At 37.2% G+C, this 18,944-nt stretch carries 15 protein-coding genes and 2 other annotated features; of the genes, 12 read left to right on the forward strand and 3 right to left on the reverse strand.

What is annotated here, in order from left to right:
• Positions 1-229: 229 nt before the first annotated feature.
• Together ACFX4W_RS12600 and thrS are read left to right on the forward strand one after the other, a co-directional pair.
• Positions 230-1,972: a sulfatase family protein gene (locus ACFX4W_RS12600; protein WP_043982517.1), complete on the forward strand. Its 1,743-nt coding sequence runs from the start codon at positions 230-232 to the stop codon at positions 1,970-1,972.
• A 390-nt stretch (positions 1,973-2,362) separates the two neighbouring features.
• Positions 2,363-2,589, forward strand: a binding site (T-box leader).
• Positions 2,590-2,628: 39 nt separating this feature from the next.
• Positions 2,629-2,857 (forward strand) — a binding site (T-box leader).
• Between the two features lie 52 nt (positions 2,858-2,909).
• The gene (thrS, locus tag ACFX4W_RS12605) at positions 2,910-4,127 is read left to right on the forward strand and encodes a threonine--tRNA ligase (protein ID WP_043982518.1); all 1,218 of its coding nucleotides are present in this window, start codon (positions 2,910-2,912) and stop codon (positions 4,125-4,127) included.
• A gap of 171 nt (positions 4,128-4,298) precedes the next feature.
• On the opposite strand, the gene ACFX4W_RS12610 is transcribed toward thrS, so the two are convergent.
• Entirely contained in the window at positions 4,299-4,502 is a 204-nt protein-coding gene (locus ACFX4W_RS12610; RefSeq protein WP_377559467.1) for a hypothetical protein, read from the reverse strand.
• A gap of 389 nt (positions 4,503-4,891) precedes the next feature.
• Here ACFX4W_RS12610 and ACFX4W_RS12615 point away from each other — a divergent pair, with 389 nt between their 5' ends.
• Positions 4,892-6,292 (forward strand): amino acid permease, encoded by a 1,401-nt coding sequence (locus ACFX4W_RS12615; RefSeq protein WP_043982520.1) that lies wholly within the window; start codon positions 4,892-4,894, stop codon positions 6,290-6,292.
• Positions 6,293-6,358: 66 nt separating this feature from the next.
• Here the strand turns inward: ACFX4W_RS12615 and ACFX4W_RS12620 are convergent, their stop codons facing one another.
• A complete protein-coding gene (locus ACFX4W_RS12620; RefSeq protein WP_043982521.1) occupies positions 6,359-7,567 on the reverse strand; it encodes an MFS transporter in 1,209 nt (402 codons plus the stop codon).
• 256 nt (positions 7,568-7,823) lie between these two features.
• On the opposite strand from ACFX4W_RS12620, the gene ACFX4W_RS12625 reads away from it, so the two are divergent.
• From ACFX4W_RS12625 to ACFX4W_RS12665, 9 genes are all read left to right on the forward strand, one after another.
• Positions 7,824-8,285 carry a MarR family winged helix-turn-helix transcriptional regulator gene (locus ACFX4W_RS12625; protein WP_028408494.1) on the forward strand — a complete coding sequence of 154 codons (462 nt, stop codon included), beginning with the start codon at positions 7,824-7,826 and terminating at the stop codon, positions 8,283-8,285.
• The gene (locus ACFX4W_RS12630; RefSeq protein ID WP_377559469.1) at positions 8,282-10,951 is read left to right on the forward strand and encodes an MMPL family transporter; all 2,670 of its coding nucleotides are present in this window, start codon (positions 8,282-8,284) and stop codon (positions 10,949-10,951) included. Before ACFX4W_RS12625 ends, ACFX4W_RS12630 begins: the two co-directional genes overlap by 4 nt.
• 262 nt (positions 10,952-11,213) lie before the next feature.
• Positions 11,214-11,378 (forward strand): hypothetical protein, encoded by a 165-nt coding sequence (locus tag ACFX4W_RS12635; RefSeq protein ID WP_016764155.1) that lies wholly within the window; start codon positions 11,214-11,216, stop codon positions 11,376-11,378.
• Between the two features lie 301 nt (positions 11,379-11,679).
• Positions 11,680-12,828, forward strand: a complete 1,149-nt coding sequence (locus tag ACFX4W_RS12640; protein WP_043982523.1) for an ABC transporter ATP-binding protein — start codon at positions 11,680-11,682, stop codon at positions 12,826-12,828.
• Positions 12,829-12,907: 79 nt separating this feature from the next.
• Positions 12,908-13,894 (forward strand): SIS domain-containing protein, encoded by a 987-nt coding sequence (locus tag ACFX4W_RS12645; RefSeq protein WP_043982524.1) that lies wholly within the window; start codon positions 12,908-12,910, stop codon positions 13,892-13,894.
• A gap of 116 nt (positions 13,895-14,010) precedes the next feature.
• Positions 14,011-15,297 (forward strand): ABC transporter substrate-binding protein, encoded by a 1,287-nt coding sequence (locus ACFX4W_RS12650; protein ID WP_013083210.1) that lies wholly within the window; start codon positions 14,011-14,013, stop codon positions 15,295-15,297.
• 15 nt (positions 15,298-15,312) lie between these two features.
• The gene (locus ACFX4W_RS12655; RefSeq protein WP_043982525.1) at positions 15,313-16,194 is read left to right on the forward strand and encodes a carbohydrate ABC transporter permease; all 882 of its coding nucleotides are present in this window, start codon (positions 15,313-15,315) and stop codon (positions 16,192-16,194) included.
• Positions 16,194-17,078, forward strand: coding sequence for a carbohydrate ABC transporter permease (locus ACFX4W_RS12660; RefSeq protein ID WP_043982526.1), 885 nt, complete (start codon positions 16,194-16,196; stop codon positions 17,076-17,078). Before ACFX4W_RS12655 ends, ACFX4W_RS12660 begins: the two co-directional genes overlap by 1 nt.
• Positions 17,079-17,093: 15 nt before the next feature.
• A complete protein-coding gene (locus ACFX4W_RS12665; protein WP_043982527.1) occupies positions 17,094-17,936 on the forward strand; it encodes a fructoselysine 6-kinase in 843 nt (280 codons plus the stop codon).
• 41 nt (positions 17,937-17,977) lie between these two features.
• Here ACFX4W_RS12665 and ACFX4W_RS12670 read toward each other — a convergent pair whose 3' ends face one another.
• Positions 17,978-18,709, reverse strand: a complete 732-nt coding sequence (locus tag ACFX4W_RS12670; protein ID WP_013057106.1) for a GntR family transcriptional regulator — start codon at positions 18,707-18,709, stop codon at positions 17,978-17,980.
• Positions 18,710-18,944: the final 235 nt, after the last annotated feature.

Below are 18,944 nucleotides of genomic sequence, written 5' to 3' on the forward strand. Positions count from 1 at the left end.
AATTGATACCTAGTATCATTAGCACCTATAAACGAAATCAGCAGCTAAAAGCTTACAAAAAATAAGGAATATCGTATTGAAACGAGTTATGAAAGACTTAGAGAAATCCTCCAAGTCTTTTTTTGTGTGGGTATAAAAAGACATGAACCGTACTCCGTTCTTCTAAAAAAAGTGCTTTTTACATAGTTTATCAATACAGAAAATTTGATAAACATGCGGAGGAATAAACATGCAGAAACAGCCTAATTTTTTGTTGATTATCGTGGACGAGGAGCGGTTTCCACCCTTATATGAAAGTAAAGAACTAAAAAAGTGGCGAAAAAAACATTTAAAAGCACATGAATTTTTAAAACAGCATGGAATGGAATTTACCCGTCACTACGTCGGTTCTACAGCTTGTTCACCAAGTCGAGCTACATTGTTTACAGGGCAGTATCCTTCCTTGCACGGAGTTACGCAAACGCAAGGTATCGCAAAGAAATCACAAGATCCTGATATGTTTTGGCTGCAGCCTAATACCGTCCCGACGATGGGAGAGTATTTTAAGAAGGCTGGATATCAAACCTTTTATAAAGGAAAATGGCATATTTCTGATGAGAACATCTTAATTCCAGGAACACATGACGTTTTTTCTAGCTATCAGATGCAAACAGGAATACCGGATCCAGAGAAAGAAGGCCTTTATCAACGGGCTAATAAGCTTGAAAAGTTTGGTTTTTCAGGGTGGATTGGTCCGGAACCGGAAGGGAGAAATCCGCACAATTCCGGTTCATCTGCGGCCGTTGGAGTGAGCGGACGAGACGAAATATATGCAGAGGAAATCATAGAGCTTATTCAACGATTAGAACATCAAGCGCCTGCGCAGCCTTGGCTCATGGTAGCTTCATTTGTGAACCCGCATGACATTGCGCTGTTCGGAGCGATTACCAAACACCTTCCTATGTTTCAGTTTTCTATTGATGAGACGATTCCAAACATCGATCCGCCACCTACCATTAGAGAACCTTTACAAACAAAGCCTAGCGCTCAAAGCAGCTATAAATACATCTATCCAAAAGCGCTGCAGCCAACCCCAAATTCTAGCTTCTACCGGCGCTTGTATTATCAGCTGCAAAAAAATGTTGATAAACAAATTTTAAAAGTTCTTCGGACCATGGAACAATCTTCGTTCTATGAAAATACAATTATTATTTTTACGTCTGATCACGGTGATTTGCTTGGAGCTCACGGGGGACTACATCAAAAATGGTACAACATGTATGAAGAATCTATTCACGTTCCGCTTCTCATTCATAACAAGCGTTTGTTTCCTAGTTATCAACGTACAGACACACTGACTAGTCACCTTGACTTGATCCCGACAATGCTTAGTTTAGCTAATATAGATGCTTCCACTATTCAAAAGCAATTACAAAAAAGTCATACGGAAGTACATCCATTTGTTGGGCGAGACCTGTCAGGTATACTTCGAGGAGAAACGTGTGCTGAGCAAGAGGAAACAGCGATTTTCTTCATGACGGATGATGACCCGACAAAAGGACTTCACCAAACAAATTTTTTAGGAGAAAGCTACCCGTCAGTTGTTCAGCCTAATCACATTCAAGCGGTCATTGTCGAGTTTTCGTCAGCGGCAGGAAAGGAAATTTGGAAATACGCTCGCTATCATGATAATCTGCAATTTTGGTCAGCAGATGACGAAAAAGATGAATTCATTCACGGAGAGCAATATGGAGGTTACCCTGTGAGTTTTACTACCCTTAAAACAACCCGTGTTCCTGATCAAATTGAAATGTACAATTTGACCAAGGATCCGTTAGAAACAGTAAATCTGGCTCACCCGTATTTTTCGACAAATGAAACAAGGAAAATTCAGCGGCAGCTTGACGTTATTCTTAAAGAACAAGTCAGGAAAAAACGGATTTTTCCGCAAAGTGGAAGCATGCATGATGAGCTTTTGTCTAAAGATAGATAAAAAATAGTTTCTATGGATTCAAGTCAGATATTTGCGTAAGCAGAAAAAGGTGTATTTAATATTTTAGTATATAAATTGAAAACCTGATGATGCTTGTGTTAGGTTACTTGTTCTGGTTTGGGGTAGTATTGGTTTCACTTCATTAATCCCGCTTAGATAAAACAAATAAGGACTTATAGCATCTTTCTTTTTCGCCTTTATTGTTATGAAAATAAGAATGAAATGTAGTCGTTAATAGTATAATAAAAAACTTTTTAAGTCCGTAGATTCTTAAGTAACTTTTCAAGAATTCAAGCATAAAGTAATTCTATACCATAAAAAAATAAAAAATTACTTCTTGACTTCTGTTAAATTTATACACTATAATCGCTTTTAACAACTAATAAACAGTATTTGGCAATGAAAAGGACACGAATTAGATGCTGTTTTCTTCGCAGAGAATAGGGTCACTGGCTGAGAGCCCTTAAGAAATCATCTAATTTACCACCTTAGAGCTATTGCAGGGAACGTGCATAACTGAAACTGCAATCGGTAAAACCGTTATCTTTTTTGAGCGTGAAATACGTATAGGTATTTCACGGAATTAGGGTGGTACCACGGCCGCATTCGTCCCTTCACTAGGGATGAGTGCGGCTTTTTATGTAGAAAAAATGAATATACAAGCAATGAAAAGGACATGAATCATTTTTGGATTTTCTTTACAGAGAGTAGGGTCACTGGCTGAGAACCCTTAGAAAACGAAATGAATTTACCACCTTGGAGCTGCGGCGGGGAATGTGTATACACTGAAACCGCAACCGGTAAAACCGTTATCTTTTTAAGCGTAAAATACGTATAAGTATTTTACGGAATTAGGGTGGTACCACGGCCGCATTCGTCCCTTTACTAGGGATGAGTGCGGTTTTTTGTTGAATAAAAACATATTGGAGGAATGAACATGTCAAAACAAGTGGAAGCAGAAAAGCGAAATCATCAAAAGTTAGGTCAAGAACTGGAGCTGTTTATGTCGATGGAAGAAGCTCCTGGTATGCCATTTTTCTTACCTAACGGAATGATTATTCGAAATGAGTTAGAAAATTACTGGAAACAAAAGCATTATAAAGCAGGCTATCAAGAAATAAAAACACCCATCATGATGAAACAGGAGCTCTGGGAACAATCAGGGCACTGGGAGCACTATCATGAGAATATGTATTTTTCAAATGTTGACAAACAAAACTATGCGATTAAACCGATGAATTGTCCGGGAGCCATTTTATTGTTTAACAGCAAGCGAAGAAGCTACCGAGAACTTCCGATTCGATACGCAGAGCTTGGATTAGTTCATCGTCACGAGCTTTCTGGGTCTTTAAACGGATTGCTAAGAGTCCGTTCATTCACACAGGACGACGCTCATTTATTCGTAGAACTCAGTCAGATTGAAGCTGAGATTAGCCGCATTCTAGCGTTTATCCATGACTTTTACTCACATTTTGGCTTCAATTACAAAGTGGAGTTATCCACACGACCTGAAAAATTCATGGGAGATATTGAAACATGGAACCAAGCAGAAAAGTCGCTTCAATCTGTGTTAAGTGAAAAAGGCTTAGACTATCAGGTAAATGAAGGAGAAGGAGCTTTTTATGGGCCGAAAATCGATTTTCATATTTTAGATTCCTTAGGTCGCAGCTGGCAGTGCGGAACAGTTCAGCTTGATTTCTTAATGCCGGATAAGTTTGACTGTATGTATATTGGAGAAGACAATAAACCTCATCGTCCCGTAATGATTCACCGCGCTATATACGGATCAGTTGAGCGATTTATGGCCATCTTGATTGAACATTACGAAGGTCAATTTCCTCTTTGGTTGGCTCCTGTTCAATTTAAGCTTTTGCCTATTGCACCGCCGCACGTGGAATATGCATATAAAGTGAAACACGAGCTGGAGTTAAAAGGGTATCGTGTTGAAGTAGATGATCGCATTGAAAAAATAGGGCTGAAAATTCGAGAAGCAGAAATGCTGAAAGTTCCTTATATGGCTGTGATAGGAGATAAAGAAGTGGAAAATGAATCGCTTGCTATGCGAAAGCACGGGAAGAAAAATATAGGAACAGTAAGTGTGGAAGAGGCAGCTGTACACTTGAATAAAGAAAAGAATTCAAACAGAGTGTATTGAAGCTATTTACCTTATTAAATAGAAAAATCCGATTTTTTAAGTCGGATAGTGATTCCCTTCATTTTGTCTCACACCAAAATGAAGGGAATATTGAACTAGAAGGGTATAAGATAATATATATCAGCAGTATAACTTTTGCCTTAGACAAACGCCGGTATTTTATAAAAAAATTTATCTTATTCCATTCGAATCGTTTGTACGGGATGAAGCTGAAGCCTCACCTGATGGTTTGTTTATATTTTGCTGATCTCGCTTCTTTTTAGAAGGAGAGTGAAAAAGAAATTTAAACATAAAGTATACTCCTAATGCTAGTAAAATACAGCCAATAAGTAAGTTAATCATCTTTCTCCGCCCTTCATACACTTCAGTTTTCATCATTATAACACCCGGTAAGATAAAACATTCATCGTTCTGTAAATAATCTCTATGTCAGGAATTTATATCTGAAGATAGTTAGTGAAAAAAGTTATCTAAAAACATGTAAAATAATTTTTTAGAATATTATTTTTATTCAAACTTATTATACGTAAGCACAATGATAATCTCTTTATTTAGTTTATAAATCCAAAATAGAGCGATATTAAGAAATCGCTTACAAAAACTCTTGAAATATATATAATGATATTAGTATACTAATAGACAAGTTAGTAATTATTTCTATATAATTACTTCTGTATCTGAAGTAAAAACGCGCAGCCCAATGGGGAAAAACGTTATTTTCAAGTTTTTTAAGGGATGAATGGCAACAGAGAGGAGAGAGTGCAATGGGAAAACTATTTAAAAAGAAGTCAATCGAGCAATTATTAGAACAAAGTCAAAACAAATCTCTAGTCAAAACATTAGGAGCATTCGATTTGACTCTTCTTGGTATTGGAGCCGTAATCGGAACGGGGGTTTTAGTATTAACAGGCTTAGTAGCTGCTAACGATGCTGGACCAGCCGTTATTTTTTCTTTTATATTGGCGTCTATTGTATGCGGTTTTGCAGCGCTGTGCTATGCGGAATTTGCTTCAACTATACCTGTATCTGGGAGCGTTTACACCTATACATATGCAACCATCGGCGAAGTGGTAGCGCACTTAATGGGATGGACGTTGCTTTCTGTCTATTTGTTAACAATGTCAGCAGTAGCAAACGGATGGTCTTCTTATTTTAACAACTTTTTAGAAGGCTTTGGTTTTTCGCTGCCAAAAGAATTGATTACGATCCCTGGAAATGGAGGTCTAGTTAACCTTCCTGCTATTTGTATTACGCTTCTTATTACATGGCTGCTTTCAAGAGGAACAAAAGAAAGTAAAAAAGTGAATAACTTTATGGTGCTTGTTAAATTGTTTATTATCCTTCTTTTTATTATTGTAGGAGCTTTTTATGTAAAACCGTCTAATTGGACACCTTTTATGCCTTATGGAATTGAAGGTGTTGTGACAGGGGGCGCGGCCGTATTTTTTGCTTTCTTAGGTTTTGATGCCTTATCTACATCAGCAGAAGAAGTAAAGAATCCGCAGCGCAATTTGCCCATTGGAATTATTAGTTCACTTGTGATCTGCACGATTATTTATGTAGCGGTATGCCTTGTTATGACCGGAGTTGTTTCGTACAAGGAACTGAATGTCCCAGAAGCAATGGCCTATGTTCTCCATTCAGTAGGACAAAATGCAGTGGCAGGGGTTATTGCTGCAGGAGCTGTCATTGGAATCATGGCTGTTATTTTCGCCTACATTTATGCAGCAACACGCATTTTATTCTCAATGAGCCGCGACGGCTTGCTGCCAAAAGCATTTGCTAAAACAAATGAGAAAACGGGAGTTCCGACTCTTTCTACTTGGCTAGTAGGGATTATCGGAGCGTTAATTTCAGGGTTTATTGATCTAAAAGAACTTGCGAATTTAGCAAATATCGGAGCTCTTTTAACTTTCGGCATGGTGGGCGTCAGCATTATCATCTTACGTAAAACGCACCCAACTTTAAAACGTGGATTTACAATGCCGTTTGTCCCGATTTTACCAATTTTATCTGTATTATCTTGTTTGTTTTTAATGATTAATCTTCCTAAAACAACATGGCTGTATTTTAGCATATGGATTGTGCTTGGTCTAGTTGTATATGTCGGTTATTCTCGTAAACACAGTCGATTAACAAGTAAAGAAATGAAAAAAGCAAGTTAAAAGTAGAAAAAGAGCCTTTCAGCAAAGAAAGGCTCTTTTTCTACTTGTTGTTCGGTTGTTAGACAGTTAGGACGATTGTTCACTATGTTTTTTGCGTGTCTCCACAATAAAAAGACAAGTGCTGATAATAAAAGCTGTTCCTACAAAAATGGCGCCGACCCAAGGAAGTGAAGTAAGTCCCATATGATTAATAATTACGCCTCCGAAAAAGGCGCCAAAAGCATTTCCTAAGTTAGCAAACGAGTGATTCGAAGTAGAAGCTAAAGCAGGTGCTTCCTGTGCTAAGTTCATAATTTTCACTTGAATACCAGGCATTACAGCAAATGCTGCTGCTCCCCAGAAAAACAGCGTGATAATTGCTGCTGCTGGGCTTTTAACGGTAAACGTAAAAATAGTCAGCACAATACAAAGAAAAGCAAATATACCTACAACCGAAGGCATTAACTTCCAGTCTGCTAGCTTGCCTCCAACAACGTTTCCGAGCGTAACGCCGCATCCATATAATACAAGTATCCACGTAACACTATGTTCACTTACTCCTGTAACGTCTTCAAGAAGCGGTGTAATGTACGTAAATACAGTAAATAAACTACCGCATCCTATTGCGCTTAAAAGAAGCATCACAAGAAGTTTTGGTTGAGTAAAAGCAGCAAACTGCTGTTTTAGACCCGTTAATTTGTCTTGACCAAGTTTTGGGATAAACAGAATAATACCAATAAATGCAATAATCCCCATGATCGTAATAGCCCCAAACGAAGCTCTCCAGCCTAAGTGTTGCCCGATGAATGTTCCCACAGGAACACCGATGATATTTGCAATGGTTAAACCTGCCATCATCGTTGCGACAGCACTTGCACGTTTATGAGGTTGTACGAGCCGTGAAGCAATAACAGCGCCTACTCCAAAGAAAGTACCGTGACATAATGCCGTAACTAAACGAGCTCCCATTAAAATTCCATAGCTAGGTGCAATAATAGCAATTGCATTTCCGAGAATAAATAAAAGCATAAGTAAACAAAGCAGAAGCTTTTGAGGAAGTCGATGAGTAAAAATGGTTAAAATTGGCGCGCCGATTGCTACTCCTAACGCATAGCTTGTAATTAGCTGGCCAGCAGTCGAAATGCTAACATGAAGGTCTTCCGCAACGTTAGGAAGTATCCCCATAATAACAAATTCCGTCATTCCAATAGCAAAAGCTCCAAGAGTCAACGAGATGAGAGCAATTGGAAAGGAATCTTTCTTACTGATCTGCTCATTAGCATGCATTGTATTCATGTGTGATCACCCTTTCTGTGTATAAAATTTATATCTCCTTGAAAAGAAGTCAATTACTAATAATACTTAAGTGATGGAGCTTTGACAACCAAAAAAGCTGATGTAAGCGGTACCTTTCAAGATTTCTATTTATCTTTATCATATATGAAGACAGTCAGACATAAATTTATTGACAGAATAAAGTTTAGTCCTATAAACTATTTTTAAAGTTGAATAGTTTATACCTATAAACTAAATGAGCAAAGGAGGGAAAGAAGTGACGAAAAGCAAGTTATATCAAGCTGTAGAACTTTTTGAAGAAGTGCTGTTTGTAGGAACAGAAGTAATTCACAGAGAGCTTAGCCATAACCTCTTCGAACATGTCTCTAGGCAGCAGTTTGATTTGTTAAATAGTTTAATGATTAAAGGTCCATCTTCACCAGGCAGTCTTGCTGTCTTGCAAGGTGTTCATAAAAGTGCCATTTCGAATCGAATCAAAAAGCTGCTCGAAAAAGGGCTTGTGGAGTGGGACACTAATGAACTAGAGAGCGATAAACGTTCTAAGCTTATTAAGATTACGGCTGAAGGAGAAAAGGTAATAAATGACGGAAATGCCGCGTGTTTTAGTATCATTGAGAATTTGTTTGATGATGTAGAAGAAGAAAAAATAGATACATTTATTGAAATTCTTACAATGGCAAAAGAAAAGTTAACTACAAAAGGGGAAAGCAAAGAATGAAATTTATTGTGAAATTTAAGTGGGTGATTGCGGCCTTTATTTTAGCTTTAACGGTTATATTGATGCTAACGTCACCAAATTTAACAAAGCTCGCAAGTGAAAAAGGACAGTCTCAGCTTCCCGACGATGCCGTTTCATCTAGAGCCAGCCAAATTCTAAAAAATGCTGGAGAAGACAGTAATACCATCAGCATGGTTATCAAGTTAGATAACGCATTAGATAAAGATAGTGAGAAACAAATACAGAAAATCATTGATAAGACAGCGAAAATTAAAGGTGTAAAAGATGTCACAACGCCTTTAACAGATGATCAAGATGTTCGTAATCAATTAATGTCTAAAGACAAAAAAACCGTTTTAGTTCCGGTTACTGTCAGTGGATCGGATGAAAAAGTGGAAAAAATAGCGAATCAGATTTATGATAGCGTGCCAAAAGACACTACGGCATATGTAACAGGTGCATCTCTTATTAATCAGGATTTTGCACACAGTTCAGAAGAAGGGTTAAAGAAAACCGAGTTTATTACTATCTTTTTGATTTTAGGTTTGCTTTTACTCGTTTTCCGTTCAGTCGTGACGCCGTTTATTCCTATTTTAATTGTGGGAATCACATACTTAATCAGTCAATCGTTACTAGGGATTTTAGTTAAAAATGTCGATTTTCCAATCTCAACGTTCACGCAAACGTTCTTAGTAGCTATTTTATTTGGAATTGGTACGGATTACTGCATTCTTTTACTTAATCGTTTCCGTGAAGAATTGGCAAACGGACATGATAAAGTAGAGGCCACGATCACGGCTTATCGTACAGCAGGAAGAACGCTATTTATCAGCGGAATTGCCGTATTTATTGGATTTGCAGCCATTGGATTTGCCAAGTTTGCCATTTTCCAGTCGGCTGTTGGGGTAGCAGTGGGCGTAGGTGTACTGCTAGTCATTTTATTTACTCTGCTTCCACTTTTTATGGTTACGCTTGGAGAAAAATTATTTTGGCCTTCTAAAAAAGTGGCTTCTCATAGCGATAATAAGCTGTGGGGCTTTTTAGGAAAAAAGGCAGTGGCGCGACCGTTCGTGTTTTTAGTCATTACAGCGATTATTACCGTGCCTTTTATTGTAACGTACGACTCAAAAGTATCGTTTGATTCTACTGCTGAAATAAGCAGTGATTATAAATCTATAAAAGGACTAAATGCTATCAGTGATGCACTGGGAGAAGGAAAAGCGTTTCCTGTCAATGTTATTATTAAAGGAGATAAAGAGTTAACAAAGGCGGATGCTATTCCTTATTTAGGAAATATAAGCAAAGCAATTGAAAAAGTGGATCACGTAGATTCTGTTATGACTATCACACAGCCTACCGGAGAAAAGATTGATGATTTATATGTTAATTCACAGTTAGGCTCTGTATCAGACGGAATCAAAGATGCTGTTAAAGGAATCGGAGATGTGCAAAAAGGATTAAGTGATGTTAAAAAAGGGCTAAATCAAATAGCTGACCAAACGGGGTCTGCTTCTAAAGAGAAATCTGGCGGGTCGCTTGCACCTGCTGCAGATGGATTAGCTCAAATTAATCAACAGCTGCAGCTTGTCAGCACGCAGCTCTCTACAACAGGAAATGTGCAGCAAGCGGTTCCGCAGCTTGTTGCAATCAGTAAACAGCTTACTACCATTCAAACCGGTCTCCAACAAGCAAATGAGAATCTTTCAGCTCAGCAAGGTCAAGTTGGAACGTTATCAGACAGTATCAACCAGTTAGCAAAAGGCGTTAACAGTGCGAATGACGGACTGACTAAGATCTCAGATGGCTTAACAAAAGCAACAGATATGCTTGATAACATGAGTGACAGCTCAACAGTTAGAGATACGGGTATTTACCTTCCAGCAGAAGTGATGAAAGATAAAGGGTTTAAACAATCCATCGATAACTATTCTTTTGCAGATGGAAAAGGAGTTAAGCTCAGTGTAGTGCTCGATCAAAATCCATATTCTGAAGAAGCCATTTCAACCGTAAAAAATATTGAAAAAGCGGTGGCAAGCGAAGTCGTTGATACGCCGTTTGAGCATACAGAAATTGTGTACGGAGGGGTATCGAGCTCAAATGCGGATTTAAAAGATTTATCTACAACCGATCTTTCACGCACAATGGTTATTATGATGATTGGGCTGTTTATTGTGCTGACCATTTTATTCCGTTCAATGATCATGCCTGTATACATGATTGCTTCACTGCTGCTTACGTATTATACAGCAATGGGAATCTCAGAGCTTCTATTCGTGGATATAATGGGGAATGACGGAATCAGCTGGGCCGTGCCATTCTTTAGTTTTGTTATTTTAGTTGCCCTTGGAATTGACTATTCTATTTTCTTGTTAGACCGTTTTAACGAAGAAGTAAAAAGCGGCGTAGCAGAAGGGATGGTTACGTCTATGAGCAAGATGGGATCGGTTATTATTACTGCTGCTATTATCTTAGCCGGAACGTTTGGGGCTATGATGCCATCAGGTGTATTAACACTTGTTCATGTAGCAACGGTTGTTATTATTGGTCTTTTACTTTATGGCCTTGTCATTCTTCCGCTTCTTATGCCAGCGATTGTCGTAACGCTTGGAGAAGGAAACTGGTGGCCGTTTCTTCGAAAAAAAGAAAAATACAAAATAGAAGAATAATTTGTATATGATAGCTATATCAAAAATTAGATATCTGTTAGGAAATAGTGATACGCCTGTATAGCATTAAACATTATATAGGGTAAAAATGAAGGATAGATGAGCGTTATAAGACTGCTCTATCTATCCTTTTTGTATTATTGGAAAACGTGAGTATAGTTTAAAAGCACAATCAAGCAGGTGCTGTTATAAATACACTTAGTCGAATAAAAGACCTCTCATCAGGAAAACCTATAGTCAAAAACATGAGGGAGGTTTTTTTATGAAATTTGTAAATTTCTTAGCTAATCAGCGAGACAAACGACGGGAACAAATGCGCGAAGCAGGAACATGTCCAGATTGCTTAGGGAAACGATTCCACCATATTGGACTTTATTTTGTGCATGTTTATGAGTGTCCAAGCTGTCAAGGCAAAGAAGATATGTAATAAAATCTTCAGAAATAAGGCAAAGGCAGTCTCTATGCAGATTATGATGTGAAACCTTCTTATTTTAGAGAAGGTTTTTATTTTTTTGAAGGTGAACGGTTGCTTGTATGTTTTGTGTTAGCAACCTTTACATATTTATTTTCTGTCTAACTAGATTCGATTAGTATAGTTATTAAGTTACTTTAATGTCTCAAGTTAACAATTTAAATAAAAAGGAGGAAAGAATTAAGGATTAAGGAAAAAGAGACGCGTAACTTGCAATCATGTATCTCAAACTTTAAATATAAGGAGCTGAGGTGATATGACAATGTTACATTTAGATAAAGTATATAAAATATATGATAAAAAAAATATCGCCGTAAATGATTTTAACCTTCAGATTGGAGAGAAAGAGTTTGTTATATTTGTTGGACCTTCAGGCTGTGGTAAATCTACTACGCTGCGAATGATTGCAGGTCTAGAAACGATTTCAAAAGGTGATTTTTACATTGATGGAGATCATATGAACGAAGTAGCTCCAAAAGATCGTGACATTGCTATGGTCTTTCAAAATTATGCTCTTTACCCTCATATGACTGTTCGAGAAAATATGGCATTTGGCTTGAAGTTAAAAAAAATAAAGAAAGACGAAATTGATAGACGGGTAAATGAAGCAGCTAAAACATTAGGTCTAGAAACATATTTAGATAGAAAGCCAAAAGCTTTATCCGGAGGGCAGCGTCAGCGAGTTGCTTTAGGTCGTGCTATTGTTCGGGAAGCAAAAGTTTTCTTAATGGATGAACCATTATCTAATTTGGATGCGAAGCTGCGAGTACAGATGCGTGCTGAGATTATTAAACTGCATCAAAGGCTGCAAACAACAACAATCTATGTGACGCATGATCAAGTGGAAGCTATGACAATGGCTACTCGCCTAGTTGTTATGAAAAACGGGATTATTCAACAGATCGGAACTCCTCAAGATATTTATAGACATCCTAGGAATGTATTTGTAGGCAGTTTTATTGGATCACCCGCAATGAATTTTTTTCGGGGGTATCTCCAAGGCACTTATTTTATAATGGGAGAAACTAAAATACAGCTTCCTGATTTTCTAATACACGCTTTACATTCTCAAGGTCATAATGAGAAAGAGGTCATAATGGGTGCGCGTCCTGAACACATTGTATATCATAAAGAGGATAGTAAGAGAGAGTTGAACAATGAGTTTTGCTTCACTACGACACTAGATATGATAGAGGTACTAGGTGCTGAAACAATTTTATATGCTAGTTTAGAAAAGCAAACGTTTGTGGCTCGAGTGCCTTTTTTATGTGAGTTTGAAGCAGGGGACAAAAGCGCTTTTTCGTTGAATTTAACCTACGTGCATTTCTTTGATGGAGAAACAGAAGAGCGCATTTCTACAAATATAGATAAAAAAGTTAAATATTCTGATAAATGTATTGACTAGTTAACGTTTGCGGTTTAATATAACAATATATAACATTACATAATGTTGTATATCATATCTTATTTGAGGAGTGGGGAAAATGAGCAAAACAGCAGTGAATGTAAAAAGTGATGTGCAAGCCGTATTAAACGAATTAAAAAGCAAGCAAATTCGTAATGTGTTTTTCGTCGCATGTGGAGGATCTTCTGCGATCATGTATCCAGCTAAGTATGTACTAGATCGAGAAGCTCAACATATTACATCCGATTTGTATAGCTCGAACGAATTTATCCACCGCAATCCGCAGCAGCTGGGAAAAGACTCCTTAGTTATTTTATGTTCCATGTCAGGAACAACTCCTGAGACTACAGAAGCAGCTAAGTTTGCTAAAAGCAAAGGCGCTTATGCTGTAGCCTTAACAAATGAACCTACTTCACCTTTAGCACACAGCGCAGATATTTTTATTAAGTATGAGTGGGGCAATGATATCGATGCTTTTGAAACAAATTTAGGCGTTTTATATCAGCTTGTATTTGGTCTCTTATACGTAGCAGAAGAAAATGATAAATTTGCAAAGTTAGTTACTAGCTTAGAAAATCTACAGTCTGTTTATGAAAAAGCTCTAGAATACGAAGCGAGCAACGCAAGGAAATTTGCTGAATCACATAAGTCCGAACCGGTTATTTATACAATGGCCAGCGGCTCGAACTATGGAGCAGCCTATTCATTCAGCATATGTATCTTAATGGAAATGCAGTGGATTCATTCTCACGCTATTCACGCTGGAGAGTATTTCCACGGTCCATTCGAAATTATTGATGAAAACGTACCGTTTATCATCCTAGCTGGACTAGATGAAACGAGACCTTTAGAAGAACGCGCCTTATCATTCTCTAAACGATATGGAAAGAAATTAACTGTTCTAGATGCAAAAGCATATGACTTCGAAGGAATTGATAAAGATGTGCAAGGGTATATTGCTCCTCTTGTATTAAACCGTGTACTGCGTCAGTATGCCGAAGAATTAGCTGAAGCACGCAATCATCCTTTAAGTAAAAGACGCTATATGTGGAAAGTAGAATATTAATAATCTCCTAATAAAGATAGAAATCTGTATATTTTCCTTACGAGTTATACTATAATGTTATAAAACATTATAGTATAACTTATATATGAAAGCACTTACAATAAGGGGGTTTCTATATGAAAAAGACAAATTTAATCTTAGCCTCACTTTTAAGTTGTTCTTTAATGCTCGGGGGGTGTGCGGGAAAACAAACGTCTTCAGACTCAGACACAGGAAAGACAACATTAACATTCTTTCACAGATGGCCAAAAGAACCTGAAAAAAGCTACTTTGAAGAAGTTGTAAAAGAATTTGAAAAACAGCACCCTGATATTGATATTAAAACAGAAGCGGTGTTAAACGATTCGTATAAAGACAAAATTAAAGTTATGACAGGCACTAATACCCCTCCTGATGTGTACTTTTCTTGGAGCGATGAGTTTGCTAGACAATTTGTCAGAGGAAACAAAGCCTTAGATTTAACCTCTTATTATAAGAAGGATTCAGCGTGGTCTTCCAAGCTTGTTCAGTCTCAAATTAAACCATATACCGTTAATAAGAAAATTTACGGTGTTCCTGTCACAATGGACGGGAAAATGTTTTTTTACAACAAAGATATCTTCGATAAATTAGGATTAAAAGCGCCTACAAACTGGAACGAGCTATTAAATGTTTTAAGCGTGTTAAAAAAGAAGCATTATACAGCTTTAGAATTTGGAAGCCAGGATACGTGGACCATTTCTCACTACGTAGGAACCTTGAATCAGCGCATGGTAAAGCCTGACGTTCTTTCAAAAGACTATAATTCAAAAACTGGGACATTCACGGATAAAGGCTATGTAAAAGCTCTAGAAAAATTAGAAGAATTAGTTCCTTACTTTAATAAAAATACAAATTCGATTGATCATGAATATGCAAGACAACAATTTTCAAATGGAAAAGCAGCTATGTTTTATGCTGAAACCGCTGAAATTAAGCTTTTCGGTCCAACGAAATTTAAGATTGGCATGTTTAATTTTCCTAAATTAGAGGATGGAAAAGGAAATGCTACTAATTTAACTGGATCACCTGAAGGGTTTATGATTTCTTCTAAAACAAAGCATCCAAAAGAAGCGATGGAATTTCTTGAATTTTTAACATCAAAACAAATGGGTGAAAAGCTAGTAAAAGAAGTAGGGAAATACAGTGCAGTAAATGATACAGCTAACAGCAGTAATTCAACACCGGAGCAATTAGAAGCAGTAGATAATATTTTACAAGCCAAAGAGATGGCTCCATGGTTTGATATGGCAATCGATGCTCGAATTGCAGATGCTTATTTAACAGGGGCTCAGCTTATGCTAAATGGTGATAAAACACCTAAAGAAGTAATGAAAGATGTGCAAAAAGCTGCAGCGAGTGTTCGTGCTGAATCTAAAAAGTAAGGAAGTGAAAAAGCGATGTTAAAACGCAATAAGCTAACCCCTTATTTATATCTTCTTCCTGCTTTTGCTTTTTTACTACTTGTGTACATCCCTATTTTTCAGAATATTTGGGATAGTCTTTATGAGTGGAGCACATTTTCACCAGACAAAGTTTTTGTAGGAATAGATAATTATGTGCACTTATTTAAAGACCCTGTCTTTTATCAGGCACTCAAAAATAATATTCTTTATGCGGTCATTTCAATTATTTTTCAAGTGGGTGGAGGTTTAATTGTGGCTGCCGTTTTAGAAGATAAACTTATTCGAAGGTTTTCTCCTTTTTTTCGAACGGTTTATTTTTTACCAGTAGTCGTTTCGATGACCGTTATTGCCTTGCTGTTTACTTTTTTTTACAATCCTGAAGTAGGGCTTTTAAATCAAATGCTCAAAATGATCGGATTAGACTCATTGGCAAAACCTTGGCTAGGAGACAGTAATACGGCTATTTATGCAGTTATTGCTGTATCTCAGTGGCAGTCTATCGGCTATATTGCCATGCTGTATATTGTAGCGATACAAAAAATCTCACCTGAATTGTATGAAGCAGCTGAAATAGACGGCGCTAATAAATTTAAAATGTTCTTTCATATTACTGTACCGCAAACAAAAGAAATGACATTTGTGGCTGTTATTTTAACGCTCACTGGTGCTTTTACAGTATTTAATGAACCTTATATTTTAACTGGAGGCGGACCGGGTACATCATCTGAAGTCCTAAGTACGTATTTATACAAAACAGCCTTTTCGAAAGATATGATGGGCTATGCTTCCTCAATTGCTACTGTCATTTTAATTATTACGCTGTTGATTTCTCTTGTTCAAATGAAAGCATTTAAAACAGGAAAGGAAGACGCTTGATGCAGATGCCTAAAACAAATGTCACCTTACCTAATGTTGTCAATACAGCCACTAAAGAAAGAAAAAAGAAGAGCTACACAGGTGTAACGATAGTATATGTCGGATTGATTGTCTATTTTATCGTCATTGCGTATCCTTTGCTTTGGATGATTATAAGTTCTTTTAAAAGCACGGATGAAATCTTTACGCACAGCTGGTCTATGCCGCATACTTGGCTAATTGAAAATTATGTGACAGCGTGGAAAAGTGGAATATCTTCTTACTTTTTAAACAGTGTAATCGTCACGGGCGCGTCTTGTTTTTTGACGGTGCTGGTCAGTGCGTTAGGAGCTTATGGACTATCACGCTTTGAGTTTCAAGGAAAAGCTTTTGTCCTCATTATATGTCTCGGAGGGCTTATGCTTTCTCCTCAGGTAAGTTTAATTCCTTTGTATAGCATTATTCAAAAACTTGGAATCTATAATACACACTTGGCACTGATTCTGCCTTATGTTGCTTATCGAATTCCTTTAACCATCTTGTTAATTCGAGCTTATTTTCTTTCGATTCCAAAAGAACTAGAGGAAGCAGCTCGGTTAGATGGATGTACAAGCTTGGGGATTTTATTTCGAATTTTTATCCCAATGAGCACGCCCATTCTATTAACAACGACAATTTTGACAGCTTACTACACATGGAATGAATTTATGTTTGCCATTATCTTTATCGACGACGACAGTTTGCGTACAATCCCAGCAGGATTAATGCAATTTAGAGACGCTTTGCAAACAGATTGGGGGGTATTACTAGCTGGACTCACCATTTCAGCAGCACCGATTGTTATGTTGTTTTTATTTATGCAAAAATATTTTATCCGTGGCATTGCTAACGGAAGTGTTAAATAATAGGAGGACAAGCAGATGAAACTAATTGGAGTAGGGGATAATGTAGTAGATTACTATAAAGATCAAGGAAAGATCTATCCAGGCGGCAACGCGCTAAATGTGGCCGTATTTTATAATAGATTGAGCAATCATCAGTCTTCCTATATGGGAATCGTGGGGAATGACGAATCGGCAGAGCATGTAGTAAATACTTTGCAGCAAGAAAAGATGGATATTAGCAGAGTAAGAAGAGCTGTAGGAGAAAATGGAATGGCGGTTGTAACACTTGATGAACAAGGTGACCGAGTTTTTGTAGGATCAAATAAAGGGGGCGTTCAATCTAGATTAAAACTAATGCTGAATGAATCGGATTTAACCTATATTCGCCAGCACGATCTTCTTCATACGAGCGTTTTTAGTCATTTAGAATCTGACCTTCCGTTGCTACATAAAATCATTGATATTTCCTTTGATTTTTCTACGAGATACGATGAGGAATATTTACAGCAAGTATGTCCATATATCAGCTATGCATTTTTCTCAGGAAGCAGCCTGCCAGAAGAAGAGTGTATGAATTTAATAAAGCGAGTACACCTGTTAGGAACCAGTGTCGTATGCGTGACAAGAGGAGAAGAGGGAGCTTTATTATCAGTCGAAAATCAGTTATTTAAACAGCCTATAATTCCTACAAATGTAGTGGATACGCTTGGGGCTGGAGATTCTTTTATAGCTGGTTTTCTTTCTTCTTATCTACCAGAAAAAAACATAGCCAAAGCCCTCCATAATGGATCATTGGTGGCATCACAAACTTGTCAAAATTACGGAGCATTTGGATATGGAAAAGAATATCATACAGACTGTGAAATGGTTCTAAAATGAATAAAATAGCGCCTTTGCTTTTGAAGCAAGGCGCTATTTTATTAAGAATTAGAACTGTCTATAGTGAACGTAACGCGATTCGCAGGGTAGTGTAGAAAAGATGAATGAATCGGTCTTTTTTGTGCATCATACGCCACTTTTTCCACTTTAAACAGCGGCTCTCCGACTTCACATTCTAAATGTTTTGCTTCATCCACATTTGCAAATACCATGTTCAATAATTTTTTATTATGAACCGGAGCAATATTGTACTTGTTTTTTATAGTATCGTACATTGAAACTGAATTATGGACGTGCTGATCTAAGTGTGGTAACAATTCTAAGGAGTAGTGAGAAATTTCTAAGGTAAGAGGCTGGTCGTCATAATACAGGATGCGCTGCAGTTCAAGGACTTCACTTTCTGGAGGGATTGATAACATCTTTGCCACATGAGCTTTTACAGGTTTTATACCAAAAGACAAAATTTTAGTCTGCGGTACTTTCCCTAATTCCGACATATACTCTGTATGCCCATTAACGGCAAACAGCTCTCTCTTAGCTTTTGGATATTGAACAAAGGTTCCTTTTCCTTGCTGACGTATCAGAAGGCCTTCTTCTACTAAATCTAATACGGCTTTTCTTACCGTAATCCGACTTACTCCGTATATATCGCACAAATCCGTTTCAATTGGAAGTTTTTCACCCGGAGTATAAACTCCTTTATTAATATCTTCTGTAATAGCCTGTTTTAACTGCATATATAAAGGCGTAGAGCTATGAGTATTTAGCTTCATCTTTTTCCTCCTCTTTCCTAAATACTTTCTTTTGAATATAATTATATTATAACGTAATGTGATGTTATATTACAATTTGCTTTTCTTCCTTTTTATCATGTATGTTTGATACAAAAGAAAGAAAAGTTGGCGAATTCAAAGTTCTATAGCATTCACCTTTCTTTTCTATTAATTGAAAACATGGGTATTGGTTAGACAAGCAATAGAAAATATGCAACAATTTTTATTACCAGCT

This window comes from Priestia sp. YIM B13489, assembly GCF_042787645.1.
GTDB classification, from domain to species: domain Bacteria; phylum Bacillota; class Bacilli; order Bacillales; family Bacillaceae_H; genus Priestia; species Priestia megaterium.

Coding starts and splice junctions, on each gene's coding strand:
- ACFX4W_RS12600 (WP_043982517.1), top strand. CDS start 230: ATGCAGAAACAGCCTAATTTTTTGTTGATTATCGTGGACGAGGAGCGG.
- thrS (WP_043982518.1), top strand. CDS start 2,910: ATGTCAAAACAAGTGGAAGCAGAAAAGCGAAATCATCAAAAGTTAGGT.
- ACFX4W_RS12610 (WP_377559467.1), bottom strand. CDS start 4,502: ATGAAAACTGAAGTGTATGAAGGGCGGAGAAAGATGATTAACTTACTT.
- ACFX4W_RS12615 (WP_043982520.1), top strand. CDS start 4,892: ATGGGAAAACTATTTAAAAAGAAGTCAATCGAGCAATTATTAGAACAA.
- ACFX4W_RS12620 (WP_043982521.1), bottom strand. CDS start 7,567: ATGAATACAATGCATGCTAATGAGCAGATCAGTAAGAAAGATTCCTTT.
- ACFX4W_RS12630 (WP_377559469.1), top strand. CDS start 8,282: ATGAAATTTATTGTGAAATTTAAGTGGGTGATTGCGGCCTTTATTTTA.
- ACFX4W_RS12635 (WP_016764155.1), top strand. CDS start 11,214: ATGAAATTTGTAAATTTCTTAGCTAATCAGCGAGACAAACGACGGGAA.
- ACFX4W_RS12640 (WP_043982523.1), top strand. CDS start 11,680: ATGACAATGTTACATTTAGATAAAGTATATAAAATATATGATAAAAAA.
- ACFX4W_RS12645 (WP_043982524.1), top strand. CDS start 12,908: ATGAGCAAAACAGCAGTGAATGTAAAAAGTGATGTGCAAGCCGTATTA.
- ACFX4W_RS12650 (WP_013083210.1), top strand. CDS start 14,011: ATGAAAAAGACAAATTTAATCTTAGCCTCACTTTTAAGTTGTTCTTTA.
- ACFX4W_RS12655 (WP_043982525.1), top strand. CDS start 15,313: ATGTTAAAACGCAATAAGCTAACCCCTTATTTATATCTTCTTCCTGCT.
- ACFX4W_RS12660 (WP_043982526.1), top strand. CDS start 16,194: ATGCAGATGCCTAAAACAAATGTCACCTTACCTAATGTTGTCAATACA.
- ACFX4W_RS12665 (WP_043982527.1), top strand. CDS start 17,094: ATGAAACTAATTGGAGTAGGGGATAATGTAGTAGATTACTATAAAGAT.
- ACFX4W_RS12670 (WP_013057106.1), bottom strand. CDS start 18,709: ATGAAGCTAAATACTCATAGCTCTACGCCTTTATATATGCAGTTAAAA.